Raw genomic sequence first — 15,481 nt, 5'->3', positions numbered from 1 at the left:
GGCGAGGAGGCAGCCATGGAGCCGGTCCTGCGTGCGGTCGCCGTCTATGCGTTCCTGCTGGTGGTGATCCGGGCCGCCGGGAGGAGAACCCTGGCGGAGACGACGAACTTCGACTTCGTCCTGCTGCTGATCATCAGCGAAGCGACCCAGAACGCGATGATCGGCGACGACTTCTCGCTGACCAACGCCTTCCTGGTCATCCTGACCCTGATCGCGCTGGACATCGGCTTCTCGCTGGCCAAGCGGCGGTGGTCGCGGCTGGACAAGTGGGTGGAGGGCGTGCCGACCCTGCTGATCGAGGACGGCCGGCCGATCGGCGACCGGATGCGCCGGGCCCGCGTCGAGATCGACGACGTGCTGGAGGCCGCCCGGCGGCTGCATGGCCTGGAGCGGCTCGACCAGGTCAAGTTCGCCGTCCTGGAACGCGGCGGCGGCATCAGCATCATCCCGAAGAAGCACGACTGACCCCGGCCCCCTCCGTCGCCCCATCGGCGAGGAAGGGGCGGGGGACCCTGGACGATCAGGCCGCGCGACGCCGGCGGCGGGCCAGGGCCAGCAGGCCGACCACGCCGGCGATCCCGGCCGAGGCGAGCGACGACGGCTCGGGGACGGCCGTGGCGCCGGTCAGGGCGATCTGGTAGCTCCCGAACTCGACCCCGGTGCCGGTGTAGCCGGTGATCACCGACCCGCCGCCGGGCCCGGTCGGGCCGACGACGGCGGTGCCGCTGCCGCCAGGGGTGGTGTAGTTGGGGAAGATCACCCCCCCGGTGCCGGTGGGGAAGATGGGCGAGGCGGTGATCAGCAGGTAGTAGAAGCCCGCCGCCAGCGGCGTCAGGGGGCCGTTGGCCGGGAGCGTGGACCGGTACTGGTTGAAGCCTTCTCCCGCGGCATCGTCATCGTTGGCGTAGACGCCCCGGCCGGCGGCGTTGAACAGGAACAGTTGGGTATCCAACAGCGTGCCGGGCTGGCCGACCGTGGTGGCCGAGAAGGTGCCGCCGCCGGTGATGTAGATCAGGTACATGTCCCGGTCGCCGGTCGAGCTGAGGCTGCCCGAGATCCCGGTCAGGGGCGACGAGTCGCCCAGGACGACCTGGGCGGCGTTGGGCAGCTGGCCGGCATCGCCGGCCTCGACCCAGAACGTGGCGTCGGCGCGGGGGGCCAGCAGGAACAGGGCGACGCAGGCCCAGATGAACGTGCCAGGCGACTTCATGATGCGGGGCTTCCTCGATCGGGGGAGGGATGGGATGGATTCCCGAGGCCGACGCGCCCCACCCCCCGGGCGGGGGGAGGGGTGCCAGGGCTCAGGCGGTGGCGGTCGAGGTCGTGAAGATGGTGGACGGGTCGGCGAAGGCGAGGTCCGCGAACACCAGGGCCCCGGTCGGCCGCCGGTCCATCTTGAACTGGACCGAGCGGACGTCGTTCAGGTCGACGCCGACGAACGCCGACAGCGGGATCCGCACGGTGCTGAGGATCAGCTTGGGCAGCGGGCTGCTCTTGCCCGGCGGGTAGAACAGCCAATTGGTGTACGGGCTGATCGCGGTGGCGGTCGTGTTGCCCGACCCGTCGGTCAGGGCGATGTCGAAGTCCTGGGTCGAGTAGACGTTGCGGTAGTCGGCGAAGTTCAGCCCCACCCGGAACTGGAACACCGCGAAGTCGCTGACGTCGCCGGCGCCGGCCGGGATGGTGTTGGTGTAGGTGGCCGTCGGGTCATCCCAGCCCACGACCAGCTGGCTCAGGCCCGGTACGGTCGTGGCCCGCGAACTGACCGTGGTGGACGGCTCGCGGCCCCGGGGCTGGTTGGGCAGGACGTAGGGCGTCCCGGTGGTGCCCCCGACCATCGTGTAGGGGGTCAGGCCGACGTCGATCACCGAGCCGCCCATCGCGTTGACGTCCATGTTGGGCGTGGAGGTCATCCGGTTCAGGTCGAGCCGGGAGGTCGGGGTGTCCGGGGCGTGGTACGAGGTGTAGACCCGCGCCCCCTGGGCCGAGGCCGGCGGCAGGGCGTCCCCCTTCAGGATCGGCAGGAAGCTCGTCTCGCCGCCGAGGTACGCCCGGAAGAAGGCCCCCATGTAGGCGATGCCGACGCCCCGTTGCTGGGCCGGGGTGAGCCGGAGGTTGCCCGGCATGAGCGCCCCGGCGTAGGGATCCGACCCGCGGACGCCGGTGGTGCCCCAGTCGTCCGAGGTGCCCGACGGGAACAGGCCCGGGGTCCAGACCGTGTTGAAGAAGTTGTGGTTGGCCCCCATCGCCAGGATCGAGTACTTGGCCGTGGGGTCGCCCGCCACGTTGTACCGCTGGTCGTCGAAGAACTTGATCCCCTGGAGGTCGCTGACGTCGCCGTCGGCGTAGGGCAGGAGCACCGCGAACGGGACGTTGTTGTTGGTGAACCGGTTGAAGTCGACCGGCGCCAGGGCGAACACCGCGTTGATGCCGTAGGGGGAGCCGAGCGACTTGTTGTAGTTGTAGGCCGCGACGACCCCCTCGCCGCCCCGCGAGTGGCCCATCAGGCCCACGTCCTGCATGTCCACCTTGCCGACGAACTTGGTGCCGAACGGGCCCCCGCCGGTGGTGTTGAAGCCGTTCCAGATGTCCAGCTGCTTCTGCATCAGCTTGGCCCGGGCGTTCATGCCGAGGTCGGCCGCGTTGTTGTCCTGGGCGTTGATCCCGTTGGCCCCGATGGACACCACGATGTAGCCCTGGCTGGCCAGGACGTCGGACAGGTAGTCGTAGCCCCGGAAGCTGGGGATCGACAGCTGGTTGGCGGCCGGCGGCCAGGTCAGCGACGACGAGCCGGTGGTCGGGTTGTAGGCGGTGCTGTGGCGTCCGTGCATCAGCATGATCAGCGGGCGCGGGCCGCCCGACAGGTCGGTCGGGTAGGTCACCGAGCCGTCCAACTCCAGCGGCGCGGTCGAGGTCGCCGTTGGGAAGCCGGCGATCGAGAACGACGAGTAGCCGAACTCGTACTCCTCGCGGGTCACGGCCAGGGCGCCCGGCGTGCCGGGGTCCGGGGCGGCCACCGAGAAGGTCCGCGTCCCGGTGCTGTCGATCCCGGCCTGGGTGGCCGCCTTGGGCGTGATCCCCTTGCCGCCGACCGGGCTCGACAGGTCGACGGCGACCTCATCCCCGGGCAGGTAGCCGGCGCCGGCCATCAGGATGCTCTGGGCTTCCCGCACCGGGTCGAAGGGGAGATCCTCGGGCGCCGGCGAGCCGGCCACGGCCGACGCGAACATCACCGGGCCCGGCCCGGCCACGCCGCCACCGCCGTGCGAATCCCCTCCGGACGACGACGCGGCCGGGGTGACGGCCGGGGCCGTGATCGTGATCTGGCCGGCCGGGATCGGCTGATCCGGGGCGTCCTCGGCCGGGGAGGCCCAGGCCATCGGGATCGCGACGACCTTGCGGGCCTCCGGGGGGGCCGCCAGGGCGCCCCCGGCCTCATCTTCCACCGGGGTGATGGCGATGGCGATGGTGGCGATGAAGTCGCTCACGGAGGCCTCGCCCGATCCCGATGGGGCCATCCCCATCGGCTGGGAGGCGGGGGCCGGTTCATCGCGATCGATCATGGCCGGCGAGACGTCCGACGGCGTCTCGGGGACGGGCAACCCCGTCTCCAGGGCCAGGCCGATCATCCCCCCCAGGGCATAGCCGGGCGGCAGGCGATCTTCCAGGGCATCGAAGAGCGGTCGGCGGCGGGGGCTGGTGCGACGGGTCCGCAACGGCTGTCCTCCAAAGATGTTCATCGGGGGGGCGCACGACCCCGGGGGCGGTTCGCGTCGAGCCTGATCGGCTCGCGAACCGTCCGGGAGGCCTGGATCCTGCGGTGCGGGCGTACCTGGCCCGCCTCGTCATGTCGCGAGCGAGGGGTCGGAGGGGGACCCGGCTTGGTCCTGGCGACGATGCGTCCCCGAAGCGAAGCGAATGCCAATCTTGCCAGGTTGAGCCGGAACGATGGATGCAGGATCGTCTTGCTTGCATGCATTAGTTGGCGGGCTGCGCACCGCGCCAGGTTGCTTTAATTCAACGCAAATGTCTCGTTTTGTCCGGTTGGATGAGGTTGGCCCGGGCCCCAAACGAGATGGGTTGGAAGGGCGGCATGGGGTCGTTGGGTCGCGTCATGCCGTGGATTTTCTTCCGCACGCGCGAACTCCGTAAAGATTCGCTTGAATCATCGGTGCTGTTATGTCGGGCGTTGTTGCGTGGAAATGACGCATCGGCGTCTCTCCAACTTTCGGGATGGCACAGGCATGCATGCGGGCGTTCACCGGGACGGCCGCCGGGCGGGCCGAGCGAGGCCGGCGGTGGGCCGGACCTCGGGTCGTGGATCATGCCCATGGGGCGTCGTGGCAAGGTCGGCGGAGACCCGCTATCCTGGGGGCGGAACGACGCCCGATCCCCGTCCGCATCGAAGGAGCCGCCGTTGCATCGCACCGAGGACGTCCTGTCCACTCTCGGCATGGTCCGCCAGCACAAGCTCGACGTGCGGACCGTCACGATGGGCATCGACCTGCATGGCTGTGCCTCGCCCGACCTGAAGGTCCTCTGCGGGCGGATCCGCGAGCGTCTGATCCGCTATGCCGGCCGCCTCCGCGCCGTGTGCCGCGAGGTCGAGGCCCGGTACGGCATCCCGATCGTCAACCGTCGGATCGCGGTCAGCCCGATCGCATCGGTGGCCGCGGCCCACTCGGCCGAGGGATTTTTGGCGGTCGCCGCGACCCTGGACGCCGTGGCCCAGGAGGTCGAGGTCGACCTGATCGGCGGGTTCTCGGCCCTGGTCCAGAAGGGCTGGACCACCGGGGATCGCCGCCTGATCGAGACGTTGCCCGAGGTCCTGTCCACCACCAAGCGGGTCTGCGCCTCGGTGAACGTGGGCAGCACGGCCGCCGGGATCAACATGGACGCCATCCTGGCGCTGGGGCGGGTGCTGGTGGAGACCGCCGCCCGGACCAGGGACCACGACGGCTTCGGCTGCGCCAAGCTGGTGATCTTCGCCAACGCCCCGACCGACAACCCGTTCATGGCCGGCGCCTTCCACGGGGTCGGCGAGCCCGACTGCGTGATCAACATCGGGGTGAGCGGCCCCGGGGTGGTCAAGGCGGCCGTGGAGGACATGGTCGCCCATTCGCCCACCAACCCGACGTTGGGCGAGATCGCCGAGGAGATCAAGAGCACGGCGTTCCGAGTGACCCGCGTCGGCGAGCTGATCGGCCGCGAGGTCGCCGCCCGGCTCGACGTGGCCTTCGGCATCGTCGACCTGTCGCTGGCCCCGACCCCGCAGGTGGGCGACTCCGTGGGCGAGATCCTCCAGGCCATGGGCGTCGTCCGCCTGGGCGCGCCGGGCTCCACCGCCGCGCTGGCCCTGCTCAACGACGCGGTGAAGAAGGGGGGCAGCTTCGCCAGCTCGTCGGTGGGCGGGCTCTCCGGCGCGTTCGTGGCGGTCAGCGAGGACTCGGCCCTGGCCGATGCCGTGGAGCGGGGCGACCTGACCCTGTCCAAGCTGGAGGCGATGACCGCCGTCTGCTCGGTCGGCCTGGACATGATCGCCGTGCCCGGCGACACCGACGCCGAGACCCTGGCCGGCGTGATCGCCGACGAGGTGGCCATCGGCGTGATCAACCACAAGACGACCGCCGTCCGGGTGATCCCGGTGCCCGGCAAGGCGGCCGGCGAACGCGCCGTGTTCGGCGGCCTGTTCGGCGAGATGATCATCCTGCCGATCCACGCCGCCGGCGGCAGCTCCGCGTTCGTCCACCACGGCGGCCGCATCCCGGCCCCGCTGTCCAGCCTGCGCAACTGATCGGGGCCGGGGAGGATCCGAGAATTTGCCGATTCCCCCGGCCCGGGCGTTGTCCTATGACGCTAATCTAGGGAGCATGATCGGCGGATCGGTCGCGATCGCCCGCCGAGGTTTCTCCGCGGGGACCGGCAACTCCCCTCTCATCTCCAAGGAAGTCGATACCATGAGCGCTTTCAGCAAGGTCGCCTTGACGTTCGGCCTGGTCGCGGCATTCGCCGGCACGGTGTCGGCCCAGGGCCGCGGCCCCGGCGGCGGGTTCAATCGCGGCGGCGTGGTCGGACTGATCACCAACGAGAGCGTCCAGAAGGAACTCAAGCTCGAAGAGGACCAGATCGAGAAGGCCAAGGGCGTGGCCGACGAGCTGCGCGAGAAGAGCCGCGAGTCGATGTCCTCGCTCCAGGACCTCGAGCCGGCCGAGCGGATGAAGAAGTTCCAGGAGATCAACTGGACCACCAACGAAGAAGGCCTTAAGGCCCTCGGCGCGTTCATGAAGCCCGAGCAGACCAAGCGTCTCAAGGAGATCGTCCTCCAGCAGCAGGGCGCCAACGCCCTGACCTACCCCCCGTTCGCCAAGAAGCTCAACGTCACCGACGATCAGTCCGACAAGGTCCGGACGATCATCACCGATTCCTTCACCGAGATGCGCGAGGCGATGCAGGCCGAGGGCAGCGACCGGATGGCGGCGATGGAGAAGATCCGCAAGGAGACCAACGAAAAGGTCCTGGCCGTCATGACCGACGACCAGAAAAAGCAGTACAAGGAGATGCTCGGCGAGCCGTTCGAGGTCAAGATGGAAGGCCGCCCGGGCGGCCGTCCCCGCGGCCGCGGCAACAACTGAGCCGCACCCCTTCGGGGTCGTCGACCCATCGAGGCCGGGGCGTGGGCGGGACGTGGTCCCGGGCCGCGTCGCCGGCCTCGGCCGATGGCGGGCTCAGGCCGCCTGGGCCTCGGACAGGAGCAGGCGGGTCGCCTCGTGGCCCGGCCGCTCGAACACCTGGGCCGGCGGGCCGGACTCGACCACCCGCCCCTCGCCGAAGACGTGGACCGTGGTGGCCACCTGGCGGGCGAACCGCATCGCGTGGGTGACAACCACCATGGTCAGGCCGTCGCGGGCCAGGTCGGCCATGACCGCCAGCACCTCGCCGGTCATCCGCGGGTCCAGGGCGCTGGTGGGCTCGTCGAACAGGATCGCCTCGGGCTCCATCGCCAGGGCGCGGGCGATGGCGACCCGCTGCTGCTGCCCCCCGGACAGCTCGCGCGGGCGGGCGTCCAGCTTGTCGGCCAGACCGACCCGATCCAGGAGCGCCTTCGCCCGCTCGCTCGCTTCATCGATCCCCAGGCCCAGGACCTGGACCGGGCCCTCGGTCACGTTGCCCAGCACGGTCCGGTGCGGGAACAGGTTGAACCCCTGGAAGACCATCCCCACCCGGCGGCGGATCAGGCCCAGGGATTTCGCCCGGTCCCGGGCCGAGGCGGTGCAGCAGAGGTTCTGACCGGCGATGGCGATCGACCCGCCCTGGAAGGCTTCCAGGCCGTTGAGGCAGCGGAGGAAGGTGCTCTTCCCCCCGCCCGACGGCCCGATGATCGCCGCGACCTCGCCCCGCTCGACCCGGAGCGACACCCCGCGCAGGACTTCCAGCGTCCCGTGACGCTTGACCAGGCCCTCGACCTCGATCAACGTGCCCCTCCCGGCCGCGACGGCCCGTCGTCCAACCTCCGCTCGACCCACCGCGAGAACCACGACAGCGGCAGGCTCATCGCCATGTACAGGGCGGCCGTGGCCAGGCCAAATTCGACCACCCCGCCGTGCGTGTTGAACAGGATTGAATACCGCTTGGTCAGCTCCGTCAGGGTGATGACCGAGCAGACCGACGTGTCCTTGAACAGGGCGATGAAGTCGCTGGTCACCGGCGGGATCACGATCCGCACCGCCTGCGGCACGATCACCCGGCGCACGGCCTGCGCGGGCGTCATCCCCAGCGCCAAGGCCGCCTCCATCTGCCCTCGGGGAATCGCCTGGAGCCCGGCCCGGTAGATCTCCGCCTCATACGCCGAATAGTTGATCGCCAGCCCGCCCACGCCCGCCGCCCACGGCGTTAGGGTGATGCCCAGCTCCGGCAGGACGTAGAACAGGGCGAACAATTGGATGATCAGCGGCGTCCCGCGGATCAGCTCGACGTAAGCCTTGAGCACCATCTCCAGCGGCCTCGGCCCGAACACCCGGCCGATCGCGATCAGAAGCCCCAAGGTCATCGCCAGCGGCATCGCCGTGCAGGACAGGATCGCCGTGACCCCGGCCGCCAGGACCAGGTCCGGGCCGAATCGGCGGATCAGCCCCCAATCGAACATCCGGGAATGTCCAGGGGTTTCGACGGGATCGGCCGACCTGCGGAACTCGGCCTTCAGGACCTCCTGCGCCGGGTTCCAGATGTCGTACTTCTCGTAGAGCGTCCGGAGTTCGCCCGAAGCGATCAGACGCCCGAGGACGCCGTCGATGGCGTCCCGCAAGGCCTCGTCCCCCTTGCGGACATAGATCACGTAGTAGCCGCAGCCGTCGGGCGGGCCGACCAAACCGAGGGTGTCGCGGAATTCGTCCTGCTTGGCGTAGTGGCGGGCCGCCGGCAGGTCCTGGAGGGTGGCGTCGATCTGGCCGTTCCGCACGGCGGTCATGGCGCCGGTGGCGGAGTCGAAGACGTAGGGCCGGAGATTCGCCCCCTGGAACCGGGCGAGGTAGTCGTCCGCGGCCGACATCCCCAGCACGCCGACCTTCCACGGCCCGCCGCCCGGCCGGGGCATGGCGAAGTCCGCCCACGACTGGACCGGGCCATCCTTCCGGGCCATCAACTGGAGCTGATAGACGTAGTAGGGCCGGGTCGGCAGGTAATCCCGGGCGCGGGCCTCGGTCAGCTCGTAGCCGTTGATAACCAGGTCGACCTCGCCCCGTCCCAGGACGTTGAGCAGGTATTCCCACTGGGCCTGGCGGAACGCGGGGCGGACGCCCAGCTCGCGGCCGATCCGCTCCATCAGCTCGGCTTCGAAGCCGACCCGCTTCTCCGTGGCCCGGTCGACGTAGATGTAAGGGGCCCCGCCTTCCTCGTCGGCCCCATAAGCGAGGACGCCGGCCGCTCGGATCCGGGCCAGGGCGTCTGCGGCCGGGGCGGGGGAGGGCAGGATGGAGGCGAGCGCCAGGCCGATCAGCGCCGCGATCCGGATCGCCGGGCGGCGCTTCATCGGGGCCGGGCGAGGCTCATCGGCCTCCATCTCTGGTTCCATCAACGCGACCCTCAACCGCCGTGCTGATGCTGGGCGCGGACCTTCATGACCCGGCGGACCCGCAGCCGCACGTCCCGGGAAGTCCGGGCCGAACGCAGGCGGGTGTATTTGCCGACCAGGAATCGGTTGCCCCGCCACTGGATCCGCCGGTTGAGCAGCGCGTCGAACCAGACCGGCAGGAGGAACAGGTCCTTGAGCGGGCTGAGCAGCAGGTGCCTGGGGCTCGGGAACGTGCCCCGGAGCCGCTTCGCCTGGATCGCGTCCCGCGCCATCCCCAGCCCGACGAAGCCGAACAGGCCGGTCCAGGCCAGCCCCGACCCGTCGCCCGCCAGCGCCCAGACCACGCCCACCGTCGCCAGGTTGAACGACGGCTCGATCACGAACGTCGCGGGGGCCAGCCGCCGGCGGATCTTGAACCAGCGCGAGTGACGGTTCAGGAACCAGCGGAAGCTCCGCGTGTGGTTCGGGTTCTCGACGACGTGGTGGCTCAGGCGGATCGAGTAGCCCGCCTTGCGCACCCGGATGCCGATGGCCTGGTCCTCGGCCAGCAGGTTGCGGACCGAGGCGAACCCTCCGATCGCCTCCAGCACGCGGGCCGGCATCAGCATCGACTTGCCGACCACGCAGGTGATGCCCAGCAGGGAGGCCGTGGCCACGCCGCCGGCCACGATCCCGTTGAGCTGGAGGTTCTCCAGCGCCGCGCCGGCCTGCTCTTCGCCGGTGCCGGCGAACAGGTTCGTGACCAGCCCGACCCCCGGGTCGGCCAGGTAGCAGGCCGTCTCCTGGAGGTAGGACGGCCGGGCCCGGACGTTGGAGTCGCTGATCAGGATCGTGTCGTGGCGGCGGGCCCGCTCCATGGCCGCCAGGCTCTCGACCTTGGGGTTGAGCCCGAACCGGGGGCAGCCCACGATCAGCCGGGCGTCCTGGTCGGGGAACTCGCGGAGCAGCCGCTGGACCAGCGGGATCGCCGGGTCGTCGGGGTCGGCCACGCAGAACAGGAGCTGGTAGACCGGGTAATCGAGCCGGAAGAAGCTGCGGAGGTTCCCTTCCAGGTCCTCGTCCAGCCCCTTGAGCGGCTTGAGGATCGTGACCGGCGGGGTCCAGTCCGGCAGCCCCCGGCGGCGACGGGTGACCCAGAAGACCGAGAGCAGGGCGACCAGCGTCACCGAGATGGCGATCGTGGCGACCAGGCCGAGCAGGAGATTGCCGTAGAGGTTGACCATGAGCGGGGATGATCCCCGGCGGGTCCCGCCGCCGTCGGTGGGGAACAGTCGCGATCGGTCGTCATCCGGGGAGACGGCCATCGTCGCCCCACCGACCCCCGCGCATCCTGCCGGGGGCCGTCGTCCCCCGTCGCGGCGAGGGTCGCTCTCGGTCCAGCTTAACCGGCCCTTGAAAAAATGGCAAAACCGATCTCGGCCGGTTCGCCGCCGCCCGGGGCCTCCGGGTCAGTCTTTCTTCGGCTCGACCTTGCCCGTTGCCTCGTCCGGCTTGGGCTCATTCCCGGCCGATTCCTCGGGCTTGGGCTCGTCGACCCCGTGCTTCAGCTCGCGCTTGCCGAAGATCGCCTCGAAATTCGGGAAGCCGTACTTGCGGACGATCGGGCCACTCATCGCGGGGGTCTCCGGGAGGCGGGCGCATGGTGCGTCGATCGGGCGGGGCGGGGTTCGCGGGCGGTGGGTGTCTCGACCCGTGATTCGCGACGCGAGGGGAGCCGGCGGGGCTCCGCCTGCGATTCATGGCCCACGGCGAACCGTGCGGTCATGATTAAGCCACCTCCGAGACTCGAACTCGGGACCTACGCTTTACGAAAGCGTCGCTCTACCAACTGAGCTAAGGCGGCGGGCGACCCCGACAGGTCGGGGGCACGGAAGAAGATCATAAGCGATGCGAAATCGAAAATCAACAGCGCCCGCCCGCGAAGCCGGCCCGCCGCCCGATCGACCTTGACGAGACCGGCGCCCTCGGCGATCCTCCCGCGGCGTGGCCCCGGCCTCGGGGCCTGGGGCGAAGCATCGGGCCGATGGCGTGGGGGACGGCAATCGGATGGTCGCCTCGCGGGTTTCGGCCCTCCGGATCCTCCTGGTCATCGCGGCGATCGCGCCCCCGGCGCGCGGGGCCGATGATGCGCCCGCGTCGTCGCGTCGGACCCCGGCGGCCCCTCTGATCCGCATGGAAGTGCCCGATCGCCGGCCCCCCGCCCCGAAGCGGCCCGCTTCGCCCGCCGGCGCGAGGCCGATGGCCCAGGCCCCCTCGGGCTCCTGGCGGGCGAGCCCTCCGGGCGATGGCCGGGCACCCTCGCCCCGGGTCGAGGACGAACCGGCCGGCCGTCGTCCCACCCCCAGGATCGACGAGCCTTCGGCCGACGCCGCCGTCACCGCCGCGGCGGCGGGCACCGGCGACCCGATCGCCGACGCGGCCCTGCGCTTCGAGGCGGCGACCGCCCGGAGCCGCCGGCGCGACCACGAGGTCGACGAGATCCGCGCCCGGCTCATGAAGGCGCGGGTCGCCACCGACCTCGGCTACGACGCCCGGGGCTACCTCCAGGCCTCGTCGCGCCAGGTGGACGGCCAGAAGGTCCATGCCTTGATCGGCCCCCAGGGCGTCCCGGTCGCCTACCTGGACATCCCCCCGGGCATCCCCACCGCCCGCCTGCTGGCGCGCCGGGTCGGCGTCCGGGGGTCGATCCGATTCAACGAGTCGCTGGGGGCCCGGCTGATCAAGGTCCGCGACCTGGAGCCGCTCGACGAGGAGCCGTGACCCCGGCCGCCCGGGCGGGCGAATGGCTTTGCCTGGGTCCGACGGTTTTCGTAGGGTGGGGCCTCGCCACCTTCCGTTCAACCTCGGGCCTGGCCAGGGACCGACGCGGGGAATCTTGCCGGATGAATTCAAGACGACCGTCCGATCCGTTCGCGCGCAAGCCGATCGAGACCTTGCTGAAGGAGATGGAAGGGGGCGAGCGGCTCCACCGGGTCCTGGGGCCGCTGGCCCTGACGGCGCTGGGCGTCGGCGCGACGATCGGCGCGGGGATCTTCGTGCTGACCGGCGAGGCGGCCCGCAACGACGCCGGCCCGGCCCTGGTCCTGTCGTTCCTCCTGGCGGGGATCGGCTGCGGGTTCGCCGCGCTGTGCTATTCGGAACTGGCCAGCATGGTGCCGGTGGCCGGGTCGGCCTACACCTACGCCTATGCCACGCTCGGCGAGCTGTTCGCCTGGATCATCGGCTGGGACCTCGTGCTGGAGTACGCGATCGGGTCGTCGGCGGTGGCCGTGGGCTGGTCGAAATACCTGGCCGCCCTGTTCCGCAACCAACTGGGGATCACGCTCGACCCCCGATGGCTCAACGCCCCCTGGGACTTCGACCCGGCCCGCGGGGCGTTCGCCTGGAAGCTGGTGCCGATCGCCGGGGCCGACGGCGCGGTCGAGATGGCCCAGGCCTGGTTCAACCTGCCGGCGCTGCTGATCATCCTGCTGATCACCGTGATCCTAGTGGTGGGCATCCGCGAGAGCGCGGGGTTCAACGCGGCGCTGGTGCTGCTCAACCTCTGCGTGATCCTGATGGTGATCGGGGTCGGGGCGACCTACGTCGACCCGAACAACTGGCGCCCGTTCTTCCACCGGGAGTTCGGCTGGAAGGGGGTGGCCCGGGGCGCGGCCCACATCTTCTTCGCCTACATCGGATTCGACTCGATCTCGACCCACTCCGAGGAGGCGAAGAACCCGCGCCGCGACCTGGCCATCGGGATCCTGGCGTCGCTGGCGATCTGCACGACCCTGTATGTGGTGGTGGCGGGCATCCTGACCGGGATGGTCCCCTACGCCGAGATCAACGTGGATGCCCCGATCGCCGACGCGTTCCAGAGGCACGGCGGGGGGTGGGCCGCCGGGCTGATCACGGCCGCCATCCTGGCCGGGATCACCAGTTCCTTGCTGGTCGGGATGCTCAGCCAACCTCGCGTGTTGCTGGCGATGGCCCGCGACGGGATGCTGCCGATGAGCGTGTTCGGCGCCGTGCATCCCCGGTTCCTCACGCCCTGGAAGTCGACGATCCTGATGGGCGTGGTCGTGGGGATCATCGCGGCCCTGGTGCCGCTCGGCGTCCTGGCCGACCTGGTGAGCGTCGGCACGCTGTTTGCTTTTGTGATCGTATGCGTCGCCGTCATGGTCTTGAGGCGGAGGAGCCCGGAGGTGGAGCGGCCGTTCCGCGTCCCGGCGCTCTACCTGGTGGCGAGCCTGGGGATCCTGGTCAATGGCGGCTTGATGTTCTCGCTGGGGCGGGATAACTGGATCCGCCTGGTGGTCTGGCTGGGATTGGGGATGGTGATCTACCTGGGCTATGGCCGATATCATTCCCGGCTGGGGAGCGAACCGAATTCGCCCGGACGTTGATTTCGGTCGAACCAGGCGGCCCCATGCCGCGTAATCTTGGAGTTCTTGCACAAGAAGAGGTTCGCGAACGCTTGACGGCGTGGTAGAATCCTCGTGCAGAAACGATCCAACGGATCTCGTACCCCGCCGGCTTGAGGCCGAGTTCCCCTCGCCCTTCGCGATAAACCTGCCCAGTTGGTCTCTTGCGCTGTTCCTGGCCGCCATCGCCCCCGGCGATCGCGGCGGACCCTTTGTGGCGCGACAAGGCCGACCGTATGGAAGCCGCGTCCCGAGTGTCAGGGCGGACCAAATTGGTCCGCCCCGACCGTGCCGCAAGTCGGGGTCATCAAGGAGCTGAGTTTGCAGACGACGATTGCAGTGACCGAGTCGGATGTGGTTGAGACGACTGATTCGACGACTTTCGCCTCGATGGGCCTGGGGGAAATCTCCCTCCGCGCCCTGGAGCGTGCCGGCTTCACCCAGCCGAGCCCGATCCAAGCCCGTTTGATCCCCGCCGCCCTGGCGGGTCGCGATTGCCTGGGGAACGCCCCGACCGGGACCGGCAAGACGGCCGCCTTCCTGCTGCCGACCTTGGAAAAGATCGATGAGCGGAACCGGGCCGTGCAGGCCCTGATCCTGGCCCCGACCCGCGAGCTGGTGATCCAGATCTGCCGCGAGTTCGAGCGGCTCAGCTACGGCCGCCGCTCCCGCGCCGTGGCCGTGGTCGGCGGCGAGTCGATCATCCGCCAGCAGCGGCTGCTGGGCGCCGGCTGCCAGCTGGTGGTCGCCACCCCCGGCCGGTTGATGGACCTGATGGCCCGCAACGCCATCCGGCTCGACAAGGTGAACATGGTCGTCCTGGACGAGGCCGACCAGATGCTCGACATCGGGTTCCGCCCGGCCGTCGAGACGATCCTGAAGGCCGTGCCCGAGGCGGGTCGCCAGACCCTGCTCCTCTCGGCCACCATGCCCAAGGAAGTCCGCGACCTGGCCAAGACGTACCTCAAGGACCCCGAGGACGTCCGCCTGATCCCGGACAATGAAGACGCGACGATCCCGGCGATCAAGCAGTCGTACCTGATGGTCCACAACGACCGCAAGTTCGACCTCCTGATCGGCCTGCTCCGCCGCGAGCAGCCCCAGCGGGCGATCGTCTTCTGCCGCACCAAGCGGGGCGCCGACCGCGTCGGCATGCTCCTCCGCTCCGAGAACATGCGGGCCGACACGATGCACGGCAACCTCAGCCAGGCCCAGCGCAACCGGGTCCTGGGGGCGTTCCGCATCGGCCGGCTGTCGATCCTGGTCGCTACCGACGTGGTCGGCCGCGGCATCGACGTCCAGGGCGTCTCCCACGTCATCAACTTCGACCTCCCCGAAGACCCGTCGCACTACGTCCACCGGATCGGCCGCACCGGCCGGATGGGCTCGGACGGCGCCGCCTTCTCGCTGGTCATCCCCGATCAGGGCAAGATGCTCGACCAGATCGAGCGGGCCATCGCCCGCGAGCTGGACGCCGACGAGGTCGAGGGCATCCCCGCCCCGCCCCGCCCGATGTTCCGCCCGCAGCGCCCGGCCCCCGGCGGCCGTCGCGGCCCCGCCCGTGGCGGCCGGCCGTTCAACGGCCCCCGTCGCTCCGGCGGCGGCAACTTCGGCGGCCCGCGTGGCGGCCACGGTCATGGCGGCGGCCCCGGCGGCCGTCGCGACCGCACCCCGCAGGGTGCCGGCCGCTAAGGTCGAGCTGATCTTGCGAATGCTCTGATACGCACGAGGGAAGGCCGGAATTTCCGGCCTTCCCTTTTTCTTTGGCCTCGCGGACTGGATCTGCTGCGGCCGCCCACCTGTTGGTGGCCATGCTCAAGCGATCGTCATCTGATTCGGCATCGCCAGGGTGCTTCTGGGTGGCTGTGGTTGGCTTGCCAACCGGGGTGCCGGCCGAGTCAGGGGCCCGTCGATGTCAGGCGTCGACCGACTTCAAATCGTGTCCGCTCACGCCAACCTGCCCAGCCTGATGGGCCGACGGTTGCATCATCAAGGTGCCGTGGCCGCA

12 protein-coding genes and 1 tRNA gene are annotated in these 15,481 nt (G+C 70.1%); 6 read left to right on the top strand and 7 right to left on the bottom strand.

The features are described 5' to 3' along the window. Positions 1-15 precede the first annotated feature (15 nt). Complete coding sequence (locus tag TA3x_RS26665; protein ID WP_435017713.1) at positions 16-465, top strand: DUF421 domain-containing protein; 450 nt, start codon at positions 16-18, stop codon at positions 463-465. Between the two features lie 55 nt (positions 466-520). On the opposite strand, the gene TA3x_RS26660 is transcribed toward TA3x_RS26665, so the two are convergent. Then, positions 521-1,210, bottom strand: a complete 690-nt coding sequence (locus tag TA3x_RS26660) for a DVUA0089 family protein (protein WP_435017712.1) — start codon at positions 1,208-1,210, stop codon at positions 521-523. Between the two features lie 91 nt (positions 1,211-1,301). Further along, the gene (locus TA3x_RS26655; RefSeq protein WP_435017711.1) at positions 1,302-3,716 is read right to left on the bottom strand and encodes a hypothetical protein; all 2,415 of its coding nucleotides are present in this window, start codon (positions 3,714-3,716) and stop codon (positions 1,302-1,304) included. Positions 3,717-4,417: 701 nt separating this feature from the next. On the opposite strand from TA3x_RS26655, the gene TA3x_RS26650 reads away from it, so the two are divergent. Both TA3x_RS26650 and TA3x_RS26645 read left to right on the top strand, forming a co-directional pair. Next, complete coding sequence (locus TA3x_RS26650) at positions 4,418-5,794, top strand: PFL family protein (protein ID WP_435017710.1); 1,377 nt, start codon at positions 4,418-4,420, stop codon at positions 5,792-5,794. Positions 5,795-5,957: 163 nt separating this feature from the next. Beyond that, complete coding sequence (locus TA3x_RS26645) at positions 5,958-6,632, top strand: hypothetical protein (RefSeq protein ID WP_435017709.1); 675 nt, start codon at positions 5,958-5,960, stop codon at positions 6,630-6,632. Positions 6,633-6,725: 93 nt separating this feature from the next. Here TA3x_RS26645 and TA3x_RS26640 read toward each other — a convergent pair whose 3' ends face one another. From TA3x_RS26640 to TA3x_RS26620, 5 genes are all read right to left on the bottom strand, one after another. Further along, positions 6,726-7,472, bottom strand: coding sequence for an amino acid ABC transporter ATP-binding protein (locus TA3x_RS26640; RefSeq protein ID WP_435017708.1), 747 nt, complete (start codon positions 7,470-7,472; stop codon positions 6,726-6,728). Then, positions 7,469-9,067, bottom strand: coding sequence for an ABC transporter permease subunit (locus TA3x_RS26635; RefSeq protein WP_435017707.1), 1,599 nt, complete (start codon positions 9,065-9,067; stop codon positions 7,469-7,471). The genes TA3x_RS26640 and TA3x_RS26635 overlap by 4 nt, the downstream gene beginning before the upstream one ends. A gap of 11 nt (positions 9,068-9,078) precedes the next feature. After that, complete coding sequence (locus TA3x_RS26630; protein WP_435017706.1) at positions 9,079-10,371, bottom strand: ceramide glucosyltransferase; 1,293 nt, start codon at positions 10,369-10,371, stop codon at positions 9,079-9,081. Between the two features lie 144 nt (positions 10,372-10,515). After that, on the bottom strand, positions 10,516-10,680 hold the full coding sequence (locus TA3x_RS26625) for a hypothetical protein (RefSeq protein WP_435017705.1): 165 nt from the start codon (positions 10,678-10,680) through the stop codon (positions 10,516-10,518). A gap of 157 nt (positions 10,681-10,837) precedes the next feature. Further along, positions 10,838-10,910, bottom strand: a tRNA-Thr gene (locus TA3x_RS26620). 203 nt (positions 10,911-11,113) lie between these two features. On the opposite strand from TA3x_RS26620, the gene TA3x_RS26615 reads away from it, so the two are divergent. From TA3x_RS26615 to TA3x_RS26605, 3 genes are all read left to right on the top strand, one after another. Continuing rightward, positions 11,114-11,827: a hypothetical protein gene (locus tag TA3x_RS26615; protein WP_435017704.1), complete on the top strand. Its 714-nt coding sequence runs from the start codon at positions 11,114-11,116 to the stop codon at positions 11,825-11,827. Positions 11,828-11,949: 122 nt separating this feature from the next. After that, entirely contained in the window at positions 11,950-13,455 is a 1,506-nt protein-coding gene (locus TA3x_RS26610; RefSeq protein ID WP_435017703.1) for an amino acid permease, read from the top strand. A 408-nt stretch (positions 13,456-13,863) separates the two neighbouring features. Next, positions 13,864-15,165, top strand: coding sequence for a DEAD/DEAH box helicase (locus TA3x_RS26605; RefSeq protein ID WP_435017702.1), 1,302 nt, complete (start codon positions 13,864-13,866; stop codon positions 15,163-15,165). The last annotated feature ends 316 nt before the right edge of the window (positions 15,166-15,481 follow it).

This window comes from Tundrisphaera macrotermitis (assembly GCF_051175315.1).
Taxonomy (GTDB): domain Bacteria; phylum Planctomycetota; class Planctomycetia; order Isosphaerales; family Isosphaeraceae; genus Tundrisphaera.
The sequence above is the reverse complement of the archived record's forward strand: the minus strand, read 5'-3'. Positions and strand labels throughout refer to the sequence as shown.